Genomic DNA, 25,923 nt, shown 5'->3' on the forward strand with positions numbered 1-25,923 from the left:
CATCTTCGTCGCCGTGCCGATCTTCCCGATCCTGGTGCTGTTCTATTTCGTGCTGCGCAACCACATGGACAGCTTCACCATGGCGCTGATCATGGCCTGCTTCGGCTGGCCGTTCGATGCGCGGCTGATCCGCTCGGTGGCGCTGGGGCTGAAGCATCGCGAGTTCACCCGCCATGCGGTGTTTGCCGGCATGAGCACCCGCAAGGTGCTGCTCGAGGAGCATCTGCCCTATGTGATGCCGATCGTGTTCGCCACCTTCATGAACAACATGCTGTGGTCGATCGGCATGGAGGTGACGCTGGCCGTGCTCGGCTTCACCAATATCAACAACCCGACCATCGGTACGGTGCTCTACTGGGCCAACTCGCACTCGGCCATGGTGGTGGGCGTGTGGTGGTGGGTGGTGATCCCGGTGATCCTGATCGTCATCACCTTCCTCGGCCTGTTCCTGCTGGCCGTCAGCATGAACGAGTATATCGACCCGCGCAGCCGGCTGCGCCGCATGGGAGCCTGACGCGATGGCCGACAATATTCTCGAGGTCGAAGCGCTCAAGGCCTATTACCAGATGAGCTATTTCGGGGTGAACCGCGAGGTGCGCGCCGTCGATGGCATCACCATGAGCGTCAAGCGGCGCGAGGTCTATGGCATTGCCGGCGAGAGCTCATCGGGCAAGACCAGCTTCATCAAGGTGCTGGCTGCCGCCATCCGCCCGCCGCTGCGGGTGATCGCCGGCAGCGCCACCTATGACTTCGGCGGCAAGACGACCGACGTGACGGTCGCCACGCCAGCCGAGATCGACGCCATCCGCTGGCGGCACCTGAGCTACATCATGCAGGGCTCGATGAGCACGCTGAACCCGGTGCGCCGCATCGGCAAGATCTTCGAGGATTTCGCCGCCCGGCCGCTGGGCCTTTCGGGCAGCGCCTTCCGCCAGCGGGTGGTCGAGCACCTGGGGCACCTGAAGCTGTCGCCGAGCGTGCTCAACGCCTATCCGCACGAGCTCTCGGGCGGCATGCGGCAGCGCGTCACCATCGGGCTCGCGACAGTGTGCAAGCCCGATTTCATCATCGCGGACGAACCGACCACGGCGCTCGACGTGGTGGTGCAGAAGGATGTGCTGTCGCTGATCAAGAACCTGCAGGCGGAAATGGGTTCGTCGATCGTCTTCGTCACCCACGATATGAGCGTGCACGCCAATATCGCCGACCGCATCGGCATCATCTATGCGGGGCGGCTGGTCGAGGAGGCGCCGACCCGCGCGCTGTTCACCGCGCCCAAGCACCCGTACTCGGCGCACCTCGTCGCCAGCCTGCCGCGCATCGGCGACACCACGCAGCGCCCGGCGCTGGAAGGGCGGCCGCCCAGCCTTGCGGCACCGCCTGAGGGGTGCCGGTTCCATCCGCGCTGCCCGCTCGCCATCGACAAATGCAAGACCGAGGCGCCGCCGCTGGTTGCCGTCGGGCCCGACCACCGCAGCGCCTGCTGGCGTGCCGACGATGTCGAGCCGCTGATCAAGGGGCACGATCGGGTGGGAGTTTCCGCATGAGTTCGCTGCTCGAAGTCGCCAATGTCTCGAAGCGCTTCCAGATGGGCGGCATTCTCGGCCGCCAGGAGGTGCGCGCCGTCGACGCGGTGAGTTTCGGCATTGCCGTCGACAAGCCCGAGATCTTCACCATCATCGGCGAGAGCGGCTCGGGAAAGACCACTCTGGCCCGCATGATCCTCGGGCTCGAACGGCCCAGCGAGGGCAGCATCCTGTTCCGCGGCGAGCCGGTGCACCACGAGCGGCGGGCCGACCGGCTGAAGTTCATGGCCAATGTACAGCCGGTGTTCCAGAACCCGTTCGAGGCGTTCAACCCGCTGAAGCGGGTCGATCGCTACCTGCAGTCGACGGCGCAGCGCTTCCTCGCGACCCGCGACAAGGCGGCGATCGATGCGGCAATGGATGGGGCGCTGCAGAAGGTGGGGCTGAGCCTTGCCGAAATCGGCGGGCGCTTTCCGCACGAACTCTCCGGCGGGCAACTGCAGCGCGTCGCCATCGCTCGGGCGCTGATCCCCAATCCGCCGCTGCTGATCGCCGACGAGCCGGTGTCGATGGTCGATGCGTCGCTGCGCATGGCCATCGTCAACCTGCTCAAGTCGCTGCGCGACGATCTTGGCGTCTCGGTGATCTACATCACCCACGACCTCGCCACGGCCTACTACATCTCGGATCGGCTGATCATCATGCAGAAGGGCAGGGTGGTGGAAATGGGCCCGGCCCGCACGGTGCTCGATCAGCCCGAGCACCCCTATTCGCAACTGCTCAAGGCCTCGGTGCTGTCGGCCGACGACGCGGGCGCCGGTAAACTGTCGCCGGCGGGAGACCTCCTGGCACTCAGCAACGACCGGTTGCGCCAGGCGGATGCCAGCCGGCTGGAAGAGCGCGGGGATGGGCGGCGCGTGCGGGTTTATTCGGCGGGATAGGCTAAGCGTGCGAGCGTGAGGCTTCTCCCTGATCTGAGTTGGCGCAGGGCGGCGTTCGCCTGAGGCGCTGCAGCATCCGGGCTCGCCGGCAACTTGCCGTTGCCGGCGGCGGCCTGTACTTCAGTCACGACCCCACTGAATTTGGCGAACGCCCTAGATTTCGACGCGGTGATACTCCCGGCGATGCGGTCGCCGACTTCGGCGAAGATCTGGCCGCGGATGGCCCCGCGGAATGTCTTCATCGATGCTCAGGTCGGCAAAGGAGCTCGCAACTGGTGCCAACACGAGCATGAAAAGTGGTGGCACTTGCAAAGATAGTGCCTTCACTTCGAATTCCGCTGAATTGACGCACTAGTTTCTTTGGTATTTGCTCCCACTATGACTGCGTTCCAGCTGGCAGATAAGAAACTCCCGCGCGGACCTGTTTTACGCGCTATCGAAAAGGCCGCTCAGGGTAACAATCGATACGCCGACTGACCGCTGCTTACGGGGCAAGGGCGGGTGCCATGTTTGAGGGTTTCAACTTCGTTGTGCTGAACGGGACGCAATTGGCGACCGTTTCGGAGACGATCGTCCTTGTTGTGCGCAACCGGCAGGATCTGAGCTTCTTTCTTAGGAAGAACGATCTGGGCGATGTCGAAGAGTTCCCAGCCGACTTGCGGCTCAGCCACCTCGTCTTCGAGCTTGTCCTTGAGAGCAGGGCCCGTGGCCGCCTGGGTCGTCTGCTGGATCGATTGCAGGCCGAGTATCCGGACTCTCCCTACATCGCCGCCTTGGCGCAGCGGCTCGAGGCCCTGCAGCCCAGCCCGGTGCCGGGCCAGGACGTCGATCGGAATCTGCAATGGCTCATCACCAAGGGCAAATTTCAGAGTCCCCTGGTGCTGGCCGACCGGATCGTCGCTGCGAGCTCGCAAGTCTGCAGGATCCAGTACCCCGTACCAGCCGGCATGGCTCAGGGAACCGGCTTCCTCGTTGGTGAGGACCTGGTTCTCACCGCCGGTCACGTGATGGATGGGGTGCTGCAGGGCAGGGGACAAAGCAGCCAGGTGCAGTTAACTTTTGGGTTCGTCGAGAGTTCGGCGAGCCGGGCCGAGCTACGGAACGTTCACCTTACCTCGGACTGGTGTGTCGCTCATCAACCGCATTCAGCGGCCGATCTCACCGCCGACAATCCAGCGGTGCCGACAGCAACGGAACTCGACTTCGCGCTGCTGCGTCTCGCGGAGCCGGTGGGCAAGGAGCGCGGCTGGGTCTCGCTCAACAATGTCCAACCACAACCGGCGGCTCCCGAACTGCTGACCGTGTTGCAGCATCCCCAGGGTCAGATGCTGAGCCTGGCGTTCGGTGCGCCGGTTACGCCTGCCGTGCCGCACCGGCTTCGCTACCGGGCCAACACCTTGAAGGGATCGTCCGGGGGGTTGGTGCTGGATGAGCAGATGATGCCCATTGCACTGCATCATGCCGGCGACCCCGAGGGACCGCTCAGGCCCAGATACAACCAGGGCATCCCCCTTATTGAGATTGCCCAAGCGATAGAGGCTGGCCATCAATGACCCGCCACGAGCTTAGGCCGGACGAACTGGGTGCGCTGCTGAGGGTTCTGCGGACGCTGTTCAGTCAAACGCGGAAACTGGACCAGGCGCTGAAAGTCGGCGATCAGACGGCCGGCCTGCTGCACTACACCAGCCGAACCGAGATCGACGAGGCCTATACCGAGGTCATTCAGACGATGACAGGCCGCGGGCATTTGGGTCGGCTACGCGACATTGTTGCCCAGCATGCCTTCGACAATACCGAGGCGGTCTCCACCTTCGACCAGGTCCTCACGGCTCTGCAAACAGCCGTGGTACCGCCACCGAATCCACCGTCTCCTCCGCCACCGGTCATTCGAGGTTACGAACTGCCCAGTCGATTGCTGGTTGAGCGACGTGCCGATGTTCGCAGTGTCGGCTATTCGCTGCTCTACTGCCGCATCGTCAATCAGGCTGCCTTACCGCCGATCGCAGAGACGCTGAAGAGCATCATCACTTCGAGGACACCCGTTCGGGAGTTCGAAGACTATTCCGACGGGTTTCTCGCCCGGATCGCCGCCCCCATTACCGCCGCCGAAGTCGCGTTGCTGATCCAGGCGTCGGCCGCCGCATCATCGGCGGGCGCCAATTCGCCGGTCATATCGGTTGCCCTGGCCCAGGCACAACTCGGAGAAAGGGAGCCGTTGCACGAGACCGACCGGCGCCTGCGCTTCGTTCGCGCCATCGCCGAGATGGGTGAGCACCAGCAGGTGCTGATCACTCGGAATGTCTATGAAAGCCTCGCGGGCGTGCAACTCGCGGCCCCCTCGGGGAACGCGGTGCGCATCGAGCATTTCGATGACTATGCCCTGTCGCAAGGTGACATCGCCGATATCTATGAAATAACCGATCCAGGCGTCAGGGCGCCAAGCGCTCCCTCAGGCGGCACCGCTGCCATGCCCGCGCAGCGGCAGCTTGTGGTTGCAGGCTTTACCGATCTCAAGCGGCTGACCCGCTCGAGCAGTTCGGTTGTGTACAGCGCCATCGACAAGAACGGCGACCACGTCGCGATCAAGGTGCTGACCGAAGATATCGGAGCGAACGAGAAGCTCAACGACGCGTTCATCGCCCCGGCGCGGGCCCTGATGGATTCGACGGACGAGGGTATCGTGCACATCCGGGAGGTGCAGGATTCCGGGCTGCCCTACTTCGTCATGGACTGGATCGACGGGGAGGATCTGGATCGGTCCATAGCCGAGGAGCGCAGCTTTGACCGCGCGCTCAGGATCGCCATCAGCATTGCCCGGTCGCTGCACCATGCCCACACCCGCAACGTTCTGCACGGCGACCTGAAGCCGTCGAACATCATCGTCAGACGTCAGGGCGACCAGCCGGTCCTGCTGGATTTCGGGCAGCTGGATTGGGCCCCCGGGGGTGCAGCCGAAACGAACCGGGGCGCCCTGGGAACGCCGCTCTATGTCGCGCCCGAATTCATCGACGACGAGGGTGAGCGGACGTCGGACCCCGACGCGCTGCTACTGACACCGCAGGCCGATATCTACTCCCTCGGCATCCTGCTGTACGAGATATTCCTCGGCGAGCCGCCCTTCGCCCTGCCGCCGACACCGCGGCCGCCACCCAGCAAGGAGCCGGCCTGGCGTGCCCTGAAGCCATATTTGCTGAGCCGGCAGGCGATCCTTGACGCACATCTGAACGCCGACCCGGTCCTGCCGCGCATCATAGATCGCGAGTTTCCCGCCGATCTCGAGGCAGTGATCCTGAAAGCGATCGAGAAGGATCCGGAAGCCCGGTATCAGACCGCGCTGGAGCTCGCCGAGGATCTGGAGCGGATCAAGAATGAGCAGGAGGTCGATGCACGGCCCCGCCTTTACGACAACATGACGGAGACGCGGGCGCGCTCGACCATGCGCGAGATCCAGCGCTGGCTTCGGCAGGGCCAGATCACGCTGCAGGAGTTCGGCCGGCTGCGGCGCGCCTTCGACCCGCTGTTGCGTCATGGACGCTCGGCCGTCGGAGAGTCGCGGCTGACCCATCTCTCCGTCGCACTCCTCTATCTGTTCGGCGCATTGCTCGTCAGTGGCGTCGGCCTCTTCCTCATAAACCATGCCCGGGCCGACCGGATCACCGATCTCGCGCAGCGCGTCCTTATCGGTCTCTCTATTCCGTTTGCCGCCGGACTGGTCTGGGCATTGATGCGGTGGCGAGGTCGCTACAGGTCGGCATTTGCCCTCGGGATCATGACGGTCTCGGCCATTCCGCTGGCGGTTATCAACACGCTCTACGAAATCAACTCGAACGCGCTTTCGTTCTCCCTCAATCGTGGATTCTCGCTGTTTGGTCGCACTGAGTTGCCGACACCAAATGCTGCTGCGCACGGCGTGGTGGAGCGCTTCGCGCATTATGCCAACTGGCAGATTTGGCTCGGGCTGGCGGCGGCGCTCGGTTGGGCAATACTGATCGCCGGGCAGTCGCGGACCATGACCATCGCGGTGGTTGGCGCGGTGCTTCTTTCGGCGATTTACGTCGTGTCGCTGGATTTTGTCGGGATCAAGTATTTTTACGAGAGGCCTGAACAGCTCTATAGTCTTGGGCTCTATCTGTTGGCCTTCATTCCAATCGCGCTGGCGTTGCCCCTGGTGGTGCGCCGCAGCGTCCTGCCGCTCGACGCGACGGTGAAGGTCACCGAAATTGCGCAGATGTCTCGCGACATGGAGCGCCGCCGGTTGTCACTGCCCTTTGTCTATGCAGCGATCATCTTCCTCGTTATCGGCACAACGATTGTGGCGATCGACTGGCCAGAGCGCCTGCTGCCATCTCTCAGCGCGGAACCCAACACCGCGCAACAGACCGTCCTTCGGTCTCTCGCTTTTGCGCTGGCGGGGAGCTTCTTCTACCTGGTTGCTGACCGGGTGGTTCGCGCCTGGTTTGCAGACGCCAATGCGGGGTACTGGTTGCTCTACTACCTGGGCAGCCTCTACGGGATCCTAGGTCTCCTCCTGGCCGACTGGTACTCACGAGCCAGCGGAGCGGGTCTGGCTATCTGGCCGCTGTTTGATCTGCCCGGCTCCGCCGATGAACAGGGCAATGCCGTGGGCATGAGCCTTGCGGTCCCCCTAGTGCTCATCGTCTGCGTGGCGCTCATCTTCGAGTCGAAGCGCCTCAATGCAAAGGCGCTGATGGCCTTCTCGGTGGCATCGCTGGTGGCCGTGGTCTGGTATGTCGAATACGCATTCTACCGGGACGGGTCGGGTCTGTGGGTTTTCCTGCTGATCGGCATCGGAGCTGGTTTCCTGGCGCTGACCTGCCTGTTCGTGATCCTGCCGGTCCGCAAGCCCGATATCGATGACGTGGCGGAGAGCCTGATCAAACCGCCCCGAAAGTAGGCGCAGGTGAACTTGCAGGCTCCGCCAGCCGCCGGCCCTAGATCTCGATCGAGGTGATGCTGCCGGTGATCCGGTCGCCGACCTTGGCGAAGATCTGGTCGCGCACCGCACGCAGGATCGATTCATCGATCGACAGGTCGGCGTAGGAGCTGCGCAGCTTGGCGTTGGTGCCGGTGAGCCTGAAGAACAGGATCTGGGTGGCGGTGGCCGAGGCTTCGACGCGGTAGGCGGCGAAGTTGAGCCGGGGTTGCTTGCCCGCGCCACCATCGACGTAGCTGATCTGGAACAGTGTCGCTTCGGCGCGCTGGCTGGCCCGGTCGAAGATGGTGAAGAAGGGCTGGTTCTCGTCCATCTTCTTGAGGCCGCTGAGCACCCCGAGGATGATGGAGGCCGCGGCGGCGCCGCCGAGTGCCGCGGTCAGCACGCTGATGATCTCCTGGTGCACCTTGAAGCCATCGCCGGATACCGATTTCAGCGAGGTCTCGTTGCGCTCGATCAGCCAGCCGCACTTCTTGAGCACGGCGACATAGCAGTTGTACCAGTTCAGCTCGTCGGCATCGGGGTGGGTGGCGACCCAGCGATCGGCCGCCAGTTGCGCGAGGAGGATGCAGTTGGCGATGGTGGAGCGCAGGTCCGCCGGCACGTTCTCGGAGAACTCGGCGATCTGCGAGCCGACGGTGATCACCTGCGGTACGCCCGGCTTGTAATCCGGTACCGCCGGCAGTTCGGCAGCGACCCCGGCCTCGAGTTCGGTTTCTGCAGGCAGTTCGAGCGCCGAAATCTCGGCGCGAATGGTGTTCAGATCCTGTGTCATGTTTCCATCCGAGATGAGGCGATGCAGCGCCCAGGCGGTGTAGCCGGTGGCGATGTCGCCATGGCCGTTGATCCGGTCGGCGGAGCCATCGAGCGCCACCAGCTTAATACCCTTGAGGTCGGGGTAGGCGTGCCCGGCAGCGGGGATCGGGCTCAAGAGCCGCTCGCCGGCGCCGCGCGGGCCGTAACCGCCCATGGCGGCATAGCGGCTGGGCGGCTCGCCCGCGGCGGCAATCTCGGCTTCGCCGAGATCCTGCCGGCGGCGCAGCGCCAGGTGGAATACGTCATGCAGCGGCATATCCTTGGCGCTGTAGGTGGTGAAGATCTGCCCAGAGACCTCGCTCAGCGCCGAGCGATAGCCGCCGGGCCCGTTGCGGCCGGGGACGCTCAACGCCATGGCAAGGTGCGACAAGGCCGGCTGCATCAACAGCATCGAGGTCACCGGGCGGCTCAAAGGGGCGCCGACGCAAACGGCCGACAGCATCACCTTGCAGCCGAACGAGTGGCCGAGCAGCCGGACCTTGGCGGCACTGGCGCCGAGCAGCTGGCGCAACAGGATGCTGACGCCGCGCGCCCCGACGGCGCCGGAGCGATCCTTCATCTGATAGAGCGAGAGCATCCTGATGATGTCGCGCGGATCGAACCCGCCATCGCCGCCCATCACCTCGGCATCGGGCAGGCCGGTCGCCGGATCGAAATTGGGTGCGCTACCGCCGCCCAGCGCGCCCAGCCGTTTCGAAGCAGCAAGCAGCGCCTCGGCATCGACTTCAGTGGCGGTATCGACCTCGTCCTCGGTTCCACCGATGGCCGGCAAGAGCAGCGTCACGAGGTCGAGCGCCTGTTCGCGGCTCAGCACGCCGGCATTGGCAAGCTCGTAGAGCCGTTGCCGATCCGGGTCTCCCAACGGCGCAGCCACCTCGGCCAGCACCTTGCCCTCCACATCGGCGGCAGCGACGGCAACGCTCTCGAGCTTGGGGCCGGGATCCTCGGCGAACCAGGCGCTGGGCCAGGTGATGCCGACAAAGATGGGGTTGAACCCGGCCACCGGGTGGGCCGCGCGCACCGTCTCGAAGGCGGCGAGGAAATCGCGATAGAGGGCCACCGCGCCCGAAAAGTCGGTGTTCCAGCCATGCGAGAACAACAGGATATCGGAATAGGGCGCAGCCCTCAGGTGATCGAGCAGCGCCCGGGCCGTCGCTGGCGATGTGCACTGTCCCCGCTCGTCGAAACGGATGATCCAGGTCGGCATCCTGGCGCCGTCAATTGGAAAGGGTCCCGTCGGCTGGAGTTGCGGCACTTCATCCCTCCTCGTACGGATACGATAAGCAGCCTGGGCGCCACTTACTAAACTGCGACGCAAATACAATTGGATATCGGTGGTTCTGGCATAACGCCGACGTCACGTTGCTTGCAACGCTGAGCAATCAATCTAGCTTTACGTCTTGATCGTTGCAAGTCATTGACAGCGCGATCGGTCGGATTGTTTGCTTGGCGGCAGGATCGGGGCTATCTAGACTGTTGAGCCAGCTGACGCCGATCGTTTGACCGGATGATTACCTCTTCGCCCGCGACATTGATGAAGATGTAGATCGGAGCGGTCGCCGGAACGCTTCGCCACTGCATCGCCTCCTTACGTCAGTGACGCGCTCTAAGTCTTTGATTGATCTCGCTTTCGAGGTGGAGAAGTCGGCAACTCTTCCTGAAGGCGCTTTCGGGAGAAAAGCGATGAACGACACCATGTCTGCAGCGGCGCTCGGCACCTCGGAGGGACAGTCCGAGGCGTTCGAAGCCCTTCTTGCCTATCGTGAACAGCAAGAGGTGGAACTCGAGGAACTGGGAGCGACGCCTGAGGTTTCGGTGCTGGCGGCGGCTCCCTCGCAGGCGGCAATTGAAGCGGCCAGGCGTGTTTCGGCCGCGGCGTTCAAGATGATCGTCGACTACGAGACGGGTGGCCGGGCGTTCTACGACAACGTCATCAAGCAGCGGCCGATCTGGCCCAAGGGTTCGTCCGGCATCACCATCGGGTTCGGCTATGACCTGGGCTATGTCAGCCTCGGTGAGTACGAGCGGGACTGGGCCACGCTGATCGCCGGGCTCTCGGCGAGCCAGCGCAGCGCGCTCGCGGCCTGCGTGGGCTTTCACAGCGGCAAGGATTCGCCCGCAAAGCTCCAGGCGCTGCTGCAGACGGTGCGCGATATCGTCGTCTCGTGGGAGGTGTCGCAGATCGAGTTCGAGGCACAGACCCTGCCCAAGTTCGCGCTGCTGACCCAGAACGCGCTGCCCAACACCGATCGGCTGAGCGGCGATTGCTTCGGCGCACTGGTGTCTCTGACCTTCAATCGCGGCGCCTCCTACTCCAAGCCGGTCAACCCCGCGAACCCGAAGGACCGCTACTTCGAGATGCGCGAGATCAAGAAGGCCATGCAGGGCCAGGATTTTGCCAGGATCCCGGTGCTGCTCAAAGACATGATCCGGGTCTGGGAGGGGACGCAGATCGAGGGTGGCATGAAGCGGCGCCGCAACGACGAAGCGGCGCTGTTCCTCGCCGGATTGGCGGCGGGCCCTGAGGTCAGCGCCGAAATGTCGATCCTCGAGGCCGGCGTTGCGGCGGCGGAAGCCGCGCTGCCGCCCGAGGCCGAGAGCACCACGGGCAAGACCGACGAAGACTTCTGGACCGAGACGGGCGAGGACGAACTGGCGGCAGCCGCCGCAGAAGGCTTCATGATCGGGGTCGCCGCCGCCGGCGCCAGCTGGGCAGCCGATGCCGTGCAGCCCGACTATGCGCATCTGGGGAGCCTCGACCAGGGGGTGCCGTTCGAACTGACCGCCGACGATCTGGCGCTGCTCGCCCGGCTCAACGATTTCGATGTCGGGGTGCTCGGCGAGGACACGCCGATCCTGTTCGGGTTGCGCGGGGCAGGGGTGGTGAAGGACCATACGAGCGGTGGCGTCGTGCTGATGGATCAGCGTCCCGACCATGTGGTGCCGCGCTGCACCATCGGGGTGTGGCACCGGCGCGAGGGCAAGGTATCGGTATTCCCCGGCTCGACCGTGCCGAACCAGGCTGCCGTGGCCAAGTTCAAGGCCGATGGCTCGGCGGGGAACCTCCTCGCAACCGGGCTCTACCACTATGTCTGCGGCCCGCACATCACCTCGCGCACCACGCCGGGGTGCTTCCTGTTGCGCAACCCGGATATGTCCAAGCGGGTGGTGGTGGTGCGCCGCTCGAAGGATGATCTCAGCTATCAGAAGACCGACGTCGTCGATCGCTGTGCGCCGGGCGACAACATCCATCCGGCGTTTTTCAGCAATGGCTCAGGGTTCAGTTCGCTCGGCTGCCAGACCGTGACGGGCACCTTCAAGGAGGGCGTGCATTCGGGGCCCTGGGCGGCATTCCGCAAGGCTGCGGGGCTCACCGATACCGATGGCGAGCCGGGCAAGCGCTATCTCTATATGCTGCTCACCGGGGCGGAGGCGCGCATCGCGTCGCGGCTGCGAGCCGATGGGCTCGCCGCCGACCCCATCGCGGCCCGCCGGTTGCGGCGGATTCGTTTCGGCTCGAGCAGCGAGGCGGCCAAGCGCTTGCAGGCCAAACTCAACCTTGCCGATCCCGATGGCGCCATGGGCCCGCTCAGCACCGAAACGCTGCACCGGGCCCAGGCCGGCATTGCCGGAGCGCAAGGCTCGGACGGTATCTACACCCCCGATATGGATGCAGCGCTGGGCTGGCAGGTGTTCGGAGCGTTGGGGATCTAGGGCGCGGTATCAGCAGTCGGCGCGCCCTCTCCCCGCAAAGGCGCGGCTATGGGCTATGGCTTATTCGCACCGGCCTCTCAGTGCTCCTCCACCGTGAAACGGGGGAGGGGGACCGCCGAAGGCGGTGGAGGGGGCGGCAGGATGCGCCGGTTTGTGTGGCCGCCCCCTCCACCAGCTTCGCTGGTCCCCCTCCCCCGCTACGCGGTGGAGGAGCACTGAGAGGCCGGTGCACAAAAGTCATACGCGAGTGCCCTCCCCCGCAGCGGGAGAGGGAAGCCTACTGAGGCATCGGTACTCACGGCGCCGTGGCGATGCCGCTGCCGCGGTCGGCGAAAGTGACTCGGGGCGTGAAGCCGCCGGATCGTGCGGTGGCCCTGATCCTCGCCCGCACGTTGGAGCCGGTGGCCGTCACCAGGTTGGCCGGCAGCCATTGCCACCAGAGCGCAGCGAGCCCTGCCACATGCGGGCAGGCCATGCTGGTGCCGTTCATCGATACCAGCCCGCCGCCCGGCTTGGCCGAGACGATGCCGACGCCGGGGGCGCAGAGCACCGGGTTGGTGTTGGAGAAGTTGGCAATATCGAACAGGCCGCCCGCCGCCTGCGAGACGGCGCCTACCGAGATGATGTCCTTGGACGCCGCGGCGGGCAGGCTGGTGTCGATGACGAAGTTGGGGTCGACCTGCCGCATGCTCTCGTTGCCGGAGGCAGCCACCACCACCATGCCTGGGCTGGCCGGGTTTTCCAGCATCAGGAAGGTCAGCAGCGCGTCGAACATGGCGAGGTTTTCGCGATAGGCCTTCAAGGCGATCGAGGTCGCGAGCTTGGGCGGCCGCCCGGCCTGCTGCAGCTGTTGCTGCATGCCGGGAAAATCGAAGCCGAGCGACATCGACACCACATTGGCGCCCTGGCCGCCGGCCCAGTGCAGGGCCTTGAGCACGGCGGCGGTGGAACCGCGCCCACTGTCGTCGAGCACCTTGCCGATCACTGCATTGGTGACGCCGCGGGCGACACCAATCCGTACGCCGTTGACATCGCGACCGAAGATCGTGCCGGCGCAGTGGGTGCCGTGGCCATGCTTGTCAGCGAAGCTGCCGCCGCCGGTGAAATCCTGGCCGACGATATTGACGCCAGCAAAGGCGGGATGGGCGGCGTCGATGCCGGTATCGAGCACTGCCACAGTCACGCCTTGCCCGGTCATGCCGGAAACATCCGCGCCGACACCGGCAACGCCCCACGAAGCCTTCGCGGCGCTCGCCGCCGCCAGCGGATCGGCCGCAGCGTCGATGCCGCCGTCCTCGGCCGATAGCGGCTCGATCAGCTCTACCGGCATCACCGGGACCACCAGGCTGTCGGGGTCGCGCTTGGCGTCCTGCGCCTCGGCTTCGCTGAACCTGGTCGATTCCAGCGCCAGCGCCCCTGCCAGCGGCTCCTCGGCTACAGCGGATTCGAGCGCGCCTCCCAGCACGCCGCCGAACTCATCGAATTCCAGCGGCGCCGCCGCCTTTTCACGCAGGCTGGTGATACCGCCGCTTCGTCCGCGCAGACCGGAATCAGCCTTGAGGCTCAATACGAAGTAATCGAGGTCGTCCATGATCGTCTCCCTGAGGTTCTTGCCTGGCAGTCTGTCGTCCTCGTCGAAGTCGGTAAGCTAGTTCGCGCTCTGGGCCGGCGGCGTCGCCTCGTTGAGCAGCGCTGCGTCGGGCAGCCCGGTCGGTGGTCGTCCGTTGTCGCGCTGCCAGCGGGCAATTGCGGCGCGGGTGGCGAGGCCGAGTACCCCGTCGGTCGGCACCGGCCCATAGCCGGCGGCCTCGAGAAACTGCTGCACCGACGGATCGAGGCTGTCGGGTTCGTCGGCCAACAGGGTTGGTCCGAGCGGCGCAGCCCGCTGCCCGATCGGGGCCGTCACCAAAGGCAGGGCGCCAATCTGGCGGGCCCGTTCGAGATCGGTAATCTGCACCACGCCATCGATGCTGGCCGATGCCAGAAGTCGGCCGTCAGCCGAAAGAAGCAGGCGCTGCACCATGGCGCCGTGCCCGGCAATGCCAATGCGGCGGAGCCCGTCGACGTCGATGAGGTAGATGCCGCCGGTGCTGTCGGCGACGACGACGAAGCTGCCATCGGGCGCCAGCTCGGCAGCGACGGCGGTGAGATCGGGGGCGAGGTTGGCGGTGATCACCTGCGGATTTCCCTGCTCTCGGATGTCCCACAGGTGTAGTCGGCCGTCCTGCTCGCGGGCCAACAGGACCGAACCGTCAGCCGAGAGTTTCAGGCCATGCTGCGCCAGTTTCGGCGGCGGGGCGTCGGCTGCAGGGTCCGGCTGCTCTTCGAACACCAGAGTTTCCATGCCCACCGCCACGGCGATGATCGCGGCGTCAGGGGACAGGGCCCAGCTTGTTGCACCCGGCACCGCAAGGGAGCCGAGCTGGATGCCGCTTTGCCGGTCAAATATCGTCAGCGTGCCATTGTCGCGGGAGGTCACCACGCGGTTGCCGTCAGCCGAGAGCTGTGTGCCGATGACCTCCGCTGTGTCGATGGGCCGCCAATCGGAGAACTGCCGAAGCCGAATGCCGTAAGTGGCGATGTCGGGGAAATTGGGGTTAAGCAGGACGAGCTGGCGGCCGGCGCCGGAATAGCGAACGTCCGGCGCCAGCACATTGATGGCTTGCTCCCCGCCACCCAGGCCATCGGGCGGCAGGACGATCTCCAGCAGGGTCCGATCCTCGGTTCTTACGAGGGCAATGGAGCCATCGTCGAGACCGATCGCAAGCTGCGTGCCCGATGGGTTGAAGGCAGCGTATCGGGCTCCGGCGGGGAGGCTGAGCTCGGTATCCGCGCCTTCGAACATCGTCGTGAGAATTGCCGTTCCGTCAGCGCGAATGATGAGCAACGCGCCGCCTGAAGGGCTGAAAACGCTCCTTGTCGGCGCTCCGCCATCGACTGCGATACTGCGGACGGCGGTGCGAAACAGGCCATCGAAGATGACGATCGAGCCGCTCGCGGGGTCATATCCGGAACTCCACCGGCCGTCGCTCGTGGAAGAGAATGGCGCTGCCAGGCCCGACACATCTGGAACAGGACCATTGCCCTCCGTCGGTGCAGTCGCGAGGGCAACCGTTCCATCGTTATTGATCGTCACTGCGTCGCCGTTTCGCACGGTCCGAAAGACGCGTATCTGCCGGCGCGTCGCGGTTGGCTCGGTCGTCGAACTGTTCTCGTCGGAGAGGACAGTTGCGTTGCTCCGGTTCCAGGAGCTGCCGCCGAGCAGCACACTGTCAGCAAGGAAGCGCTCGGGCCACCAGGCTGCAATTGTGCCTCTCTCCTCAGCGGTCACGAAACTTGGGTTACCCTGTGCGGGTCTCGACGCCACTGCCATGTCGGTGGCCGGCGAGCGAAGGCTGCCAAGGTTGCTGATGTACGCCTCGGGATTGGTACCCGACATCTGCACCGAGGCATCTATTGCGTAAATGGCGCCGGTGCCGTCGCCGGCATAGACCGTGTCGGTTCCGGGGTGCGGCGCCAGGACCCGCACATCCTCGAGCGTGCCCACCTCGCTCGATCGCACCGCTGTACCGACGAGTGGCCATTGGGCCAGCCTGATGATGTCGGTGGGCGGCGCGAACTCGAGGGCCTGCTTGGTGCTGGTATCCGATTGGGGGATTGAGGTCGTGCGCTCTCCCGCGATGATCGAGGTGGTGGCGACCGCGAACAGCCCGCGCTCGCCCACTATCGGGCCACCATCCACCGGCAGCTGGACGCGGCGCGTTCCCGCAAGGGCCGGAGCGGGCAGGAGCTTCCGGCTCTCGTGGCGCCGGTTCTGTTCGAGGATGGACGCAGCAATTTGCGGGGTGGTGCAGGCGGTGTCGTTGGGGTTGGCGTTGCGCGGCACCAGACCATCGGGGCAGCCGGCGGCGACGTTGCGCCCGGCTTCGGCCTCGGCGCGGTCGGCCAGGGCCTGGTCGCGCACATCCGGCGGCACGCAGACCAGATCGTCGACCGTGGCCTCGCGCCAGACAAAGCCGCTGCGGCAGGTTTCGGAGCCAAAACCAACGGCCTGGGCGAGCGAGCCGCTCGCCGTTGTCGTCAACTGGTCGGGCGCGAGGGTGACCGGCACCGGCAGCGCCCCCGCCAGGGCCTCGATGTCGACGACGGGGGCGCCGACATTGCGCCGCTCGCGCACGTTGCCCTGGGGCCCCAGCGTCACCGCCTCCCCGGACTGGGTGCCGACCACCAGGAACTGGTCGTCGCGGTTGCTCCACCACAGTGCGGTCACCGGATCAGCGGCGCCGTCGGGGCCGACAAGGGCGATTCCCAGCTTCTGCTGCACGCCGCCGATGTAAGCCTCGGCAACAAACCCCAGCACGGCCGGCACGATGAGGATCGCCGCGGTGGCCAACGCCACCGGCCGCGGGATGGCGGCGATTGCCTCCTGGCTCGCTGCATAGCGGGTGCGCAGTTCCGCGCTGAAACCCTCGAGCCAGCTCGGTTTGACGGGCTTCGTTTCGGGCGCGCTGTCCCTGGAAGCAGGTTGGGGCTCCGGCTTGCTGTCAGGCTCCGGCTTGGGCTTGCTCCCGGCGGCCTCCTTTGTGGCAGCCTTGGACCTCGCGCCTTCGACCTCGGAGTCGAGCTCCCAGCTCGGCCCCTTGTCGGACGGTGCGTCAGCAGGCGCGGTCATGTCGTCGCTTCCCGCTGCGTTGCCGTCGCAAGCGGCCGCCTGAAGAACCACAGGATACCGCACACGCCGCCGATCACTGCCGTCGCAACGACATAGAGCACCAGCGGCAGCCAGTGGCCGATCGGCTGCGGCGCCGGGCCGGGGGCGGGGACGAGCAAGAAGGCGATGAGGCACCAGATCAGCCCGGCGCCGAGCAGCATCAGCCGCAGTTGCTGGGCTCGCACGGCCACATCGCGGAAGATCGCCGAGAAGGCGCCACCCCTGATGACGGGATCGACCTCGGCGCGATCGCGGAACAACAGGTCGGCCATCACCGCGTCGGCGGGGATTTCGACACCCATCGCGGCTTGCCGCCAGATCGGCAGCTGCGCTTCGTGGGGCAGGTCGGCAAAGTCGGTGTGACCGGCGCCAGTTAGCATGTCGTCGATGGCGGCGCGGACACGGACGCGCTGCGGGGCGGTCAGCGCCGCAAACAGGGCGCGCCGCAGCCAGGGCGGCATCCGGCCGGCGCGGAACCAGGGCAGCAGGGAGAGCTGGGCGAGCCCTGGCTCGGTATAGAGCGGCTCGCGCACCGGCCCCCGCTCCACGACGATACGGAGCCCCAGATAGACAGTGATGGCAAAGCGGAGTTGTGGATAGGCGGCGCAGGCAGCCAGCCAGGTAAAGCCGAGGGGCCCCAGCCATGACCGCAACCCGTCCACCAGCTCGGCCTGGAAATCGTCGGGCGGTTCCGCGTCGGAGGTCAGCATCGGGTCAGCAAGCCGAATGCTGCGCGGCCTGTCGGCGGCGGCAGCCCGGCCACCCAGCAGGCGCTCGGCGGCATCGACCCAGGAGAGGACCCGCGCAACGCTGGCCCGATCCGCTCCCTCGGCGAGGTCGGTGGGCTCCAGCCGGCTTGCCTCGGGCGGCGCTTTGGGATGTTCGCCGAAGGCAAGGGCGAGGTCGGCAAAGCTCTCGGGGCCGGCCCGGCCGACCAGCGCGTTCAACGCCACGCCGAGGTTCATCTCCCGCTCACCCCATTCGGCAATGGGGACCGGGGTGAGCAACATGCGGCTCGGCCAGGCGGCGAGCTCCTCGGCCACGAAGGGCAGGGGGCGGCTGGTGAAATAATCCACCAGCTCGGCCCCATCGGTCACCAGCACCAGCCGCGCGTCGGCATGCAGCTCGCGCACGGCGCGCAGGTCCAGCACGGTATCGGCGACGGCCCTGGGCCGGCCGATGGCGCTGGGGGTGAGCGTGCGCGGATCGGGAGCGTAATCATAGACGGTGATGCTGAGGCCGCCGCGGCGCAGGCTGTCGATCAGCCGGGCGGTTCGCTCGTACTCGTGATCATTGTCGCGCAGCCGCGGCACGAGGAACAGGAAATCGGACGTGCGGCGCCTCAAACGCGGTACCAGCGTCAGGTAACCGCCATTGCGGATGGTGGAGCGGATGCTGGCAGCGGCGTTGATGCGGCGGGCCGCGCCCGGCTCGCGCCAGGAAATCTGGCGGGTGAGCTTGCGCGCCGGCCGCGGATCGGTGAGCGTCAGCGTCTCGGCCGGCAGGCTGGTGGCGATACCGGTAGCGCCGACCTCGGGGTTGGTGAGCAGCGCCCGGAAGGCCGACAACTGCGTCAGCCGGGCCCAGGCGGCGACGCCGAGCATGGGCAGGAAGGCGAGCCATTTGAGCCAATCGGGCCAACTGAGCGCCGGCTGGACGGCTGGCGGCTCGGGCTCGGTTGCCGTGTCGTCGCCGATGCCGAAGGCGGTGACATCGTCCCTGAGGGTCTGGTCTTCTGTTGCATTGCGATCGAGCGCCGGTCGGTCGACGGCATAGGGATCGCCCCGCTCGAGCGCGTCGAACGTCGCGGCGTAGCGGGTCAGCGCATAGGCGCCATCGCGGTCGCGCGGGATGGCCCGGTCGGGCGGCAGCGGCCAATCCCTCAGCATGGCGGCGAGAAACAGCCCGGGATCGTCGATAACGGCGGATTCCGCCGCATAGACCCGGGCCAGTTCGATCGGGGTGATGCTGCCCTGCTGCTCGGTGGCGGCTTCCAGTGTGACCTGGAGCGCGGCGCGGTAGCCGCGTCCGGCCTCGTCGAGCGGGGCATCGTCGGGGCCGGGGCTGGTGCCGATCGGCTCGACGGCGCTGTCGGCGCGCTTGGGCTCGACGCTGACCACCGGGTTGGTCGGCGGCGCGCTGACGATGGGGCCGGAGTCGCGACCGACGAACCACAAGCCGAGGCCGAGGGCGACAAGCACCACTGCCGCAGCGCCGAGGATCCGCGGGTCACGCAGCACAGTGCGGGCATATTCGAGCACCAGCGGCGGCAGGGTTTGCCACCACGGGTCGGGCGGCAGGGGCTGCCATGGCGGGAGTGGCGGGTGCGGCTTCGGGGGCAGGCCCGGCTGGGTCGGCAGCTCCGGCTCGAACCGGCCAGGCAAGCCGCCTTCTATGGCCGCGGCAAGCGCAGCGGCCGAGTCCCGGGTTTCCGCCAGCACGGGGGTCAGATAGCGCAGCCAGACCTCGCCGCCGGTTTCACCCGCGTTCTGCCGCCATCCCCCAGCACTGTTGAGGCCGAGGATGGTGACGATGGTATCGATGCGCTGTTGGGGCGAGACGTGCGCGAGGCCGGTGGCAATGCCGCTCCGCTGCCGCTCCTGTTCATAGCGGCGGAAGAAGGCGTTGAGCGCCCCGGCCGTCGGCACGAACCTGTAACTCTCGCCGGACATGCTCGCCTCGTTAGTGGCCCTGCTTCAGTCTGGCTTCGATCAGTTGCGACAGCGCCAGCCGGTCGTTGCGCAGCTTGGCCAGCGCCGGCACGGTGCTGCGCAGCCGGTCGGCGAGCGGCGGCGGGTCGCCCGCCGGATAGGCCAACAGTGCCGCCGCATCGATGAGTTCGGAAATGCCGGGACGCTTGTCGAGCGGCAGGGCGCGAAAACTGCCGAGCAGCGAGGTCAGCAAGGCCCGCTCCGGCTCAGGCAGCGAGAACTCGCCGGCGGCTTTGGGCAAGCGCCGGTCGAGGCCGCTGGCGATGATCCGTCCCAGCACGTCGTCGCTGGGGAAGGCGATCTCGTGGAACACGCACCGGCGCAGGAACGCATCGGGAAGCTGGCGCTCCTCGTTGGAGGTGATGATGATGATGGGCTTCCTCGCCGCCGGGATGCTGCCCGGGGTCTCGGGCGCCTTGCCGCCAGCCCCGTCGTCTCCGCTGCCCATCTCCGGCACGGCAAAGGACAGGTCCTCGATTTCGCGCAAGAGGTCGTTGGGAAAGTCCCGCGACGCCTTGTCGATCTCGTCGACGATCACCACCGAGCGCTCCGGCTGGCCGGCATGGGCATAGGCCCGGCGGCCACGCAGCAGGTGGGCGATTTCGGCCTTGTCATGCGCGTCGAGAATGGCGCGGCCAAGCGCCTGGAACTCGACATAGTCGGCTGCATCGCGCGACTGCTTGCCGCTCGCGACGGGCGATTGGGCGTCGCGGAAGCGGCTCAGTGCGTCGTAGGTGTAAAACAGGTCGCGCGATTCAGAGTTCGATTTGGTCGAAAAGAAATGGACGCGCGGAATGCCCATGCGGCGGGCGACGGCATAGCCCAGTTCGGTCTTGCCGCACCCCGGCTCCCCCGACACCAGCAGCGGCCGGCCGAGCCCGACCGCAACATCCACCGCAGCGACCAGTTCGTCGGTGAACACGTAGTTGCGCCCCTTGTCCGGCACCACCCGGCCGTTCTCGACGATCTGGCCGTCGGCGGCGCCACCGGCATTGCGTGAAAAGCTCTCGAACCACATGGCTTGCCTCCTATGCCGATCCCGTCATGTTTCGCCTGAGGATCGGCGTCACGCCGCGCTCGGCTTCCAGCATGGGCAGCTTGCCGCTGCTGAACACCGTCTCCACCTCGTCGATGAAGCTTTGCTCGTCGCCCTGCCACAGGCCCAGCACCGTCCGGCACCAGCCGCCCAGGTCGAAACTGTCGATATTGTCGAGCAGCAGGCAGACGCCGCCACCGGGCGGCCGGTGGTCGGGCGTCCACAGCCGGGTGAGGGCCTTGCGCCGCTCGCGCGTCTTGTCGTTGTCGGGCGTCGCCTGGCGATCGTAGTAGACGATGAAGACCTGCATCCGCTCGGCGCTGGCAATCGTGGCGCAGAACTGGGCGAGCGCCGGCACCAGCTGCTTTTCGCGGTTGAGATTGGCGCTCGCCACATCGATGGCGATGTCGACCGCGGTGCGGCTCGGTGATCTGGCGATGCCTTCGAGGTCGCGGCGCATCAGCTGCAGGGCCCGCTCCGGCGTCTCGCGGGCCGGTGGCCAGGTGAGGCTCATCCGTTGCCAGGCCTCGCCCGAAACGGTGCCGGCGGTGGCGTTGAGGAAAGCCTGCTCGCGGGTCTGCCGTGCTTCGAGGCCTTCATCCTGCGCGGCCAGCGACAGCCGCACCAGGCGCTCGAGGAAGTTGCGATGGCTGTCGATGTGGCGGCAGGCCAAGACATGGACGATGCCGGGCGGGCCGTTCTGCCTGTCGCGCGCCCAGGCGATGCCATCCTCGTCGCTGTCGCGATCCATCAGGATGGTCGCGGCGCGGATCCGCTTCTCGATGATGTCGCTCTGCTGGGTGGTCCGATCGTTGGGCAGGGCGACGGGCAGCACGCGCACCGGCGCCGGCGGCAGCACGCCGATAAGGTCGGAATGCTCGCGCTTCAGGTAGGCGATGATGGCCCTGATCGGCACCGCCTGGTTCCACTTGCCCATCCGGTCGGCATCGAGCTTGGGATCGCCGGCGTGATGCAGGGCCACGAGGTCGAAGTTGGCATCAAAGCAGGCGGCGCCCGATGAGCCGTGCAGCGTCTTCACATCGTGGCGCAGCCTGAGGCCGGCATCGAGCACCGCGAGCACCGCGCCGGGAGCGCATTTCTGCGGCATCACCACGAGCTTCTTAGTCATCATGCTCTCGGGCACCGCCGGGTGCTGCCAGATGAAGAGCGGCGAGCCGACCCGCGGCAATGGCGGATCGGATGGCAGCGGCAGCCAGCCGCGCGAGCTGCGCTGGTACGAACCGCGGGCCACCGGCGCCTCGCCGATCGGCTCGGCCAGGTAGATGAGGGCAAAATCCAGCTTATCAGGCTCGAAGCCGGTTTCGGCGCCGGTCTCATCGAGCCGGCTGAACGGACTCCATGGCCCCTCCCAGCGCTTCGCGAAGGGCACCCGGATGCCCTCCAGCTCCTTGCCGGTCTCAGGGTCCTCCACGAAATCGAAGCGGCAGTTCGAGACGCGGGCGAGCTGCGGATCGCGCAGCAGCGGCGCGATGACGTGGTAGTTGGTAAGCACCATGTTGCGGCCGACCAGCAGGCCGGTTCCGCCGCCCTTGTCGCCGATCGAAATGGCGCAGGTCCAGCTGGCGCGCTCCTCGGCGCGCCGTGCCAGATCGTCTCCCGGCCGGAACTGGGACAACGGATTCACGCCGACTTCCAAGGCGCCCACGATCACTCCGCCGCAAAGTAGAGTTGTGATAATGGGATACTATTTTCCGCGTAGCACGCTGTCGAGTGCATATGACGACAGCAATCGATCGATTAACCGGCCTCACGCGGCACGAACTGTTGCCGAGCGCCGCCGCCAGGGTCCGTCAATTTCGACCGATTATTGGTCTCGATGGAGGTCGAGCGCTAGCGCGGAGCACTATCTTTGTTCATCACGACCGTGGGTACCATCAGCTCGGGAAGCGGCTGCGCATGCGTCGTGTCCCCATAGCGCTGACTGGCCATGAGCATCATGGACCAATAGCCCATCTCGTTGGGCTGCTGCACGATGGTGGAGGCGAACGAGCCGTCGTTGACCGCGCCGAGCGTCACCGGGTCCTCGTCGAAGGCAACGACGGTGATCTGACCGAGTTTGCCGGCGTCCCGCAACGCCTCGAATATCCTGGGCGGGTTGTAGGAATAGAACCCGACCATGCAGTTGATGTCGGGATTGGCGACCAGCACGTCGTCGACATTGCTGCGGGCTCTGGTGAAATCGACATCGTCGCCGCGCACATCGACCAACTCGATGCCTTTGCCTGTGATCGCCTGCCTGAAGCCGGCGATGCGCTGCTGGGCGTTGGCGGCGCCAAGGAAGCCGACAAAGCCCATGCACTTGCCTTGGTTGCCGGCCAGCGCCTTGACCATTTCGTCGCCTGCCTGCGCGCCCGCCTGCGCATCATCGGTGGCAACGCGCGGGAGGCCGGACAGTTCGTCGGGGATTATGCTGTCGAGACTGACCACCGCCAAACCAGCATCGCGCGCCCTCTTGATGGCTGGCTCCAGTGCCGCGAGTTCGGACGACTGAACGGCAAAGCCAAAGGCGCCGTCAGCAATCAGGGCGTCTATACCTGCCGACTGCACTTCTGCACTGCCAGCAACTTGCCTTAGTTCCAGTTTGTGTTCGCCGGCGAACTCGGCGGCGCCGGCGGTCAACGCCACGGCGTAGTCGCTGGCGTCGTCATTCAGGATCAGGCCGATCGTGCTACCTTCATTGGGCATACCGGCGGGCTTGGGGCATTCCGAAAGGATCGGCTTCGGACAGGGTTTGACATCCGCTAGTGCGGGTGTGCAGCCGAGCAGTAGAATGCCGACAATGCAGGCGATTGCCTTGAGATTCATTTCGAACTCCCATCGAGGGCACCGGCACGGCCGATGACGTCTGGTTGCACAAATCTGACGAAGCCCAGTTCGTTGTTGTCGCCGATGGCGAACAGTTCGCGCACCGAGTCGGTGGCGATTTCGTAGGTGTCGCGAACGATGCCGACGTCGAACGCGTGCGTGACTTCCACGAGCAGCTTGCGGTCTGGCATCTGGCGAACGAATTCGACGAAGCCGCCCCAACTCATGAAGTCGCGCTCGGACTGCGGGCGATACATGGTTTCCCTCGACAGCGACGCCTGGTGCGAAATCGGCGTGGGGTTCGCCGCGGCCACGTGACCGAGCCACCCCTCGCCGAAATCGGCCAGATCAACGAACCAGCCCCAGTGGAAGGCCGAGCCGTGTGGCAACTGAGGCAGGCGCAGGCTGGAACGCTGCAGCGTGACCTGCTGGTTCGCCGGCCGGGAACCGGAAACGGCAAGGGGGAGCAGGCTCACCATCAAGGCATCCTTGGTCCAGTTGGTCGTACCAGGGTCGGCGCGCCCACGAAAGTCGATGCGGTTCGGCAAGCTGATCGTCAGCGGCCATTGCTGGCTGACATAGACCGGCAAGGAGAGGCTCTTTGCGGCGAGGTCCGCGACAATCGCCTTGGCCGGAATGGCGGAATTGTAGGTCGGTTCGCGCGCCGGGTCGCCGGCATGGTGGATGGCGATCAGGGTCCAGTGGTCATCGAAGCACGGCGAGCCGGACGATCCGGGGAAGGAGCGGGTCAGATGCCGCAAGCGGGCGCCGCTCGGCGTCATCGAAACGATCGACTTGCTGCTTCGCTCTTCGCGTAGCGGCGCGCCGACCGGATGCCCCAGCAGCGTAAGGGCGCCGCCGATCTTGGGAGCGACATCCGAGGCAGGCATGTTGATCCAGCCCCTGAGGCGGGGAGCATTCGCCGAGCCGCCAACCTGATCGTAGGCGGCGTCGGCTGAAAGCCGCACCAGCGCATAGTCGAGATGCCCCAGGCCCGGATCGAGCGCGGAGTTCGACCTCCTGTCGAGATCACTTGGCGGAGACTGCGCGAGCGACCAGCCGTTGGCCGCGAGGGAATACTCGCGCGAGATGTTGATGCGTTGTTCGTCATCGACCTGAAAGTCGAACCTGAAAACAGTGACCTTCGGATCACCGATCTCGTCGATGACGTGCTGGTTGGTCATCACGAGGTCCGGACCCACCAGAAAGCCGGTGCCGAGGCTTTTGCCTCGCGGGGCTTCGATGCGGCAAACGCGCGGCGACATCGTTGCCCAGGTGCGCGAGGGATCGGTAACTGAGGCATCGCCGGCAACGACCTTTTCAAGCGCCATGCTGGATCTCGTCACCTGTCGAAGGACTTGCCGGAGGGCGGTCTATTCTTTGCTCGCAGGCGATCGCAAAATCAATATCGAGCAACAAGATCCGGAGACCCGCGGGAATGCTGGCGCAGTCGAGCTAACCCATTGCCTTGTATAGTACATGAGGTTTTGGCGCGCCGCTATTGGCGCTACTATTCATCCAGTTGAGAATTTTCGAATACTGTGCAATGCTGGATCCTGGCATTGTCGGTTGCGATGCACACCCTAACCAGTCGGCGGCACTCAAACACCTGCGGCACGCAGCATGTTGTCCGTCGCGCATCGCATAGCGGCAATGACGAGATCGACCGTTTCTTGCCGAGCGCCGGAATCTTCGGTCGTTGAGTAACGGAGAACGTCAGGGATATTCAACCGTAGCAGAGGGGAATGCGAATGCCGGCAATGCCATCGGGGCCACACACGCCGATCAGCAATCTCGTGCAGGACGCAGAGCCTGCGATGGGGGAGGAGATTTCGCAGCCGACGCCCGGCACCTTGAGCGACGTGCTGGAGCCGGTTGATGGCGTGGAGGCGGTGCAGGCGGAAGTCCTCGAGAGCGCCGTACTGGGCGCCGATACGATCAAGGCGCCTGACGCGCAATTACCGGACATAGGCATGGCGTCGTTCCCTGATCCGCAGGCCGTGCTCGAAACGGTGCACGGGCCGGACAACCGGAAACAGATCCACCAAACCTCGGCCTATCCCTATCGGGTGAATGCCTCGCTATTGATCACCGCCCGGGATGGATCGCAGTGGATCGGCACGGCGTGGTTCATCAGCCCACGCACCCTCGCGACTGCCGCGCATTGCGTCTACATCAAGAACTCCCAGGTCTCCGGTCGGGATGGGTGGGTCAAGAGCATCCAGGTGATGCCGGGGCGTAATGGGGCGCAACTGCCGTTCGGCTCGGTCACCAGCACCGAGTTCTGGACCGTTCAAGGCTGGGCCGGCGCCGGTGACGAGAACTACGACTATGGCGCCATCATCCTGCCGACGCCCGCCGGCGCGACGGTTGGCACGCTTGGCTTTGCCAGCCTGCCGGATGCGGCGCTGAACGGCCAGGTCGCCAATGTCACCGGCTATCCGGGCGACAAGCCGAGCGGCCAGCTCTGGTATGACAGGAAGGCCATCGCCTCGGTCACGGCGAGCAAAGTCCATTACGATATCGATACCGCGGGCGGGCAGAGCGGGGCGGCCGTCTACATCATCCGCAACGGCAAGCGCCTCGCCATCGCCGTGCACGCCTATGGCGGGCCGACCACCAATTCGGGCACCCGGATCTCGTCGCAGGTGTTTGCCAATCTCAGCAACTGGAAGAAGTGAGTGCGCT

The 25,923-nt window shown here is 65.8% G+C and carries 16 protein-coding genes; 7 read left to right on the forward strand and 9 right to left on the reverse strand.

Annotation, left to right across the window (positions count from 1 at the left end):
• The 3 genes from VGV07_RS02685 to VGV07_RS02695 form a co-directional block, all read left to right on the forward strand.
• On the forward strand, positions 1–514 hold a 514-nt coding region (locus VGV07_RS02685), incomplete at its 5' end, for an ABC transporter permease subunit (RefSeq protein WP_326867147.1).
• A gap of 4 nt (positions 515–518) precedes the next feature.
• Positions 519–1,547: an ABC transporter ATP-binding protein gene (locus VGV07_RS02690; protein ID WP_326867148.1), complete on the forward strand. Its 1,029-nt coding sequence runs from the start codon at positions 519–521 to the stop codon at positions 1,545–1,547.
• The gene (locus tag VGV07_RS02695) at positions 1,544–2,467 is read left to right on the forward strand and encodes an ABC transporter ATP-binding protein (RefSeq protein WP_326867149.1); all 924 of its coding nucleotides are present in this window, start codon (positions 1,544–1,546) and stop codon (positions 2,465–2,467) included. The genes VGV07_RS02690 and VGV07_RS02695 overlap by 4 nt, the downstream gene beginning before the upstream one ends.
• Here the strand turns inward: VGV07_RS02695 and VGV07_RS02700 are convergent.
• Positions 2,452–2,709, reverse strand: coding sequence for a hypothetical protein (locus VGV07_RS02700; RefSeq protein WP_326867150.1), 258 nt, complete (start codon positions 2,707–2,709; stop codon positions 2,452–2,454). The genes VGV07_RS02695 and VGV07_RS02700 overlap by 16 nt on opposite strands.
• 264 nt (positions 2,710–2,973) lie before the next feature.
• Here VGV07_RS02700 and VGV07_RS02705 point away from each other — a divergent pair, with 264 nt between their 5' ends.
• Both VGV07_RS02705 and VGV07_RS02710 read left to right on the forward strand, forming a co-directional pair.
• Positions 2,974–4,020 carry a trypsin-like peptidase domain-containing protein gene (locus VGV07_RS02705; protein WP_326867151.1) on the forward strand — a complete coding sequence of 349 codons (1,047 nt, stop codon included), beginning with the start codon at positions 2,974–2,976 and terminating at the stop codon, positions 4,018–4,020.
• Complete coding sequence (locus VGV07_RS02710) at positions 4,017–7,382, forward strand: serine/threonine-protein kinase (protein WP_326867152.1); 3,366 nt, start codon at positions 4,017–4,019, stop codon at positions 7,380–7,382. Before VGV07_RS02705 ends, VGV07_RS02710 begins: the two co-directional genes overlap by 4 nt.
• Positions 7,383–7,419: 37 nt before the next feature.
• Here VGV07_RS02710 and VGV07_RS02715 read toward each other — a convergent pair whose 3' ends face one another.
• A complete protein-coding gene (locus tag VGV07_RS02715) occupies positions 7,420–9,492 on the reverse strand; it encodes a hypothetical protein (RefSeq protein WP_326867153.1) in 2,073 nt (690 codons plus the stop codon).
• 428 nt (positions 9,493–9,920) lie between these two features.
• Between VGV07_RS02715 and VGV07_RS02720 the strand changes: the two genes are divergently transcribed.
• Positions 9,921–11,951 carry a hypothetical protein gene (locus tag VGV07_RS02720; protein ID WP_326867154.1) on the forward strand — a complete coding sequence of 677 codons (2,031 nt, stop codon included), beginning with the start codon at positions 9,921–9,923 and terminating at the stop codon, positions 11,949–11,951.
• A gap of 295 nt (positions 11,952–12,246) precedes the next feature.
• Here the strand turns inward: VGV07_RS02720 and VGV07_RS02725 are convergent, their stop codons facing one another.
• The 7 genes from VGV07_RS02725 to VGV07_RS02755 form a co-directional block, all read right to left on the reverse strand.
• Positions 12,247–13,542, reverse strand: a complete 1,296-nt coding sequence (locus VGV07_RS02725) for a S8 family peptidase (RefSeq protein WP_326867155.1) — start codon at positions 13,540–13,542, stop codon at positions 12,247–12,249.
• 57 nt (positions 13,543–13,599) lie between these two features.
• The gene (locus VGV07_RS02730) at positions 13,600–16,623 is read right to left on the reverse strand and encodes a peptidoglycan-binding protein (protein ID WP_326867156.1); all 3,024 of its coding nucleotides are present in this window, start codon (positions 16,621–16,623) and stop codon (positions 13,600–13,602) included.
• Positions 16,620–19,334 carry a hypothetical protein gene (locus tag VGV07_RS02735; RefSeq protein ID WP_326867157.1) on the reverse strand — a complete coding sequence of 905 codons (2,715 nt, stop codon included), beginning with the start codon at positions 19,332–19,334 and terminating at the stop codon, positions 16,620–16,622. The genes VGV07_RS02730 and VGV07_RS02735 overlap by 4 nt, the downstream gene beginning before the upstream one ends.
• A gap of 10 nt (positions 19,335–19,344) precedes the next feature.
• Positions 19,345–20,391 carry a MoxR family ATPase gene (locus tag VGV07_RS02740; RefSeq protein WP_326867158.1) on the reverse strand — a complete coding sequence of 349 codons (1,047 nt, stop codon included), beginning with the start codon at positions 20,389–20,391 and terminating at the stop codon, positions 19,345–19,347.
• Positions 20,392–20,401: 10 nt separating this feature from the next.
• Positions 20,402–22,054: a serine protease gene (locus VGV07_RS02745; protein WP_326867159.1), complete on the reverse strand. Its 1,653-nt coding sequence runs from the start codon at positions 22,052–22,054 to the stop codon at positions 20,402–20,404.
• Positions 22,055–22,260: 206 nt separating this feature from the next.
• Positions 22,261–23,235, reverse strand: a complete 975-nt coding sequence (locus VGV07_RS02750; RefSeq protein WP_326867160.1) for a substrate-binding domain-containing protein — start codon at positions 23,233–23,235, stop codon at positions 22,261–22,263.
• On the reverse strand, positions 23,232–24,566 hold the full coding sequence (locus VGV07_RS02755) for a serine protease (RefSeq protein WP_326867161.1): 1,335 nt from the start codon (positions 24,564–24,566) through the stop codon (positions 23,232–23,234). Before VGV07_RS02755 ends, VGV07_RS02750 begins: the two co-directional genes overlap by 4 nt.
• 420 nt (positions 24,567–24,986) lie before the next feature.
• Between VGV07_RS02755 and VGV07_RS02760 the strand changes: the two genes are divergently transcribed.
• Entirely contained in the window at positions 24,987–25,916 is a 930-nt protein-coding gene (locus VGV07_RS02760; RefSeq protein ID WP_326867162.1) for a trypsin-like serine peptidase, read from the forward strand.
• Positions 25,917–25,923: the final 7 nt, after the last annotated feature.

The sequence above is a fragment of the Devosia sp. genome, from assembly GCF_035944845.1.
GTDB lineage: Bacteria > Pseudomonadota > Alphaproteobacteria > Rhizobiales > Devosiaceae > Devosia_A.

Bases quoted from the DNA above. Each gene is read 5' to 3' on its own strand.
- VGV07_RS02690 (WP_326867148.1), top strand. From the start codon at position 519: ATGGCCGACAATATTCTCGAGGTCGAAGCGCTCAAGGCCTATTACCAG.
- VGV07_RS02695 (WP_326867149.1), top strand. From the start codon at position 1,544: ATGAGTTCGCTGCTCGAAGTCGCCAATGTCTCGAAGCGCTTCCAGATG.
- VGV07_RS02700 (WP_326867150.1), bottom strand. From the start codon at position 2,709: ATGAAGACATTCCGCGGGGCCATCCGCGGCCAGATCTTCGCCGAAGTC.
- VGV07_RS02705 (WP_326867151.1), top strand. From the start codon at position 2,974: ATGTTTGAGGGTTTCAACTTCGTTGTGCTGAACGGGACGCAATTGGCG.
- VGV07_RS02710 (WP_326867152.1), top strand. From the start codon at position 4,017: ATGACCCGCCACGAGCTTAGGCCGGACGAACTGGGTGCGCTGCTGAGG.
- VGV07_RS02720 (WP_326867154.1), top strand. From the start codon at position 9,921: ATGAACGACACCATGTCTGCAGCGGCGCTCGGCACCTCGGAGGGACAG.
- VGV07_RS02725 (WP_326867155.1), bottom strand. From the start codon at position 13,542: ATGGACGACCTCGATTACTTCGTATTGAGCCTCAAGGCTGATTCCGGT.
- VGV07_RS02730 (WP_326867156.1), bottom strand. From the start codon at position 16,623: ATGACCGCGCCTGCTGACGCACCGTCCGACAAGGGGCCGAGCTGGGAG.
- VGV07_RS02735 (WP_326867157.1), bottom strand. From the start codon at position 19,334: ATGTCCGGCGAGAGTTACAGGTTCGTGCCGACGGCCGGGGCGCTCAAC.
- VGV07_RS02740 (WP_326867158.1), bottom strand. From the start codon at position 20,391: ATGTGGTTCGAGAGCTTTTCACGCAATGCCGGTGGCGCCGCCGACGGC.
- VGV07_RS02750 (WP_326867160.1), bottom strand. From the start codon at position 23,235: ATGAATCTCAAGGCAATCGCCTGCATTGTCGGCATTCTACTGCTCGGC.
- VGV07_RS02755 (WP_326867161.1), bottom strand. From the start codon at position 24,566: ATGGCGCTTGAAAAGGTCGTTGCCGGCGATGCCTCAGTTACCGATCCC.
- VGV07_RS02760 (WP_326867162.1), top strand. From the start codon at position 24,987: ATGCCGGCAATGCCATCGGGGCCACACACGCCGATCAGCAATCTCGTG.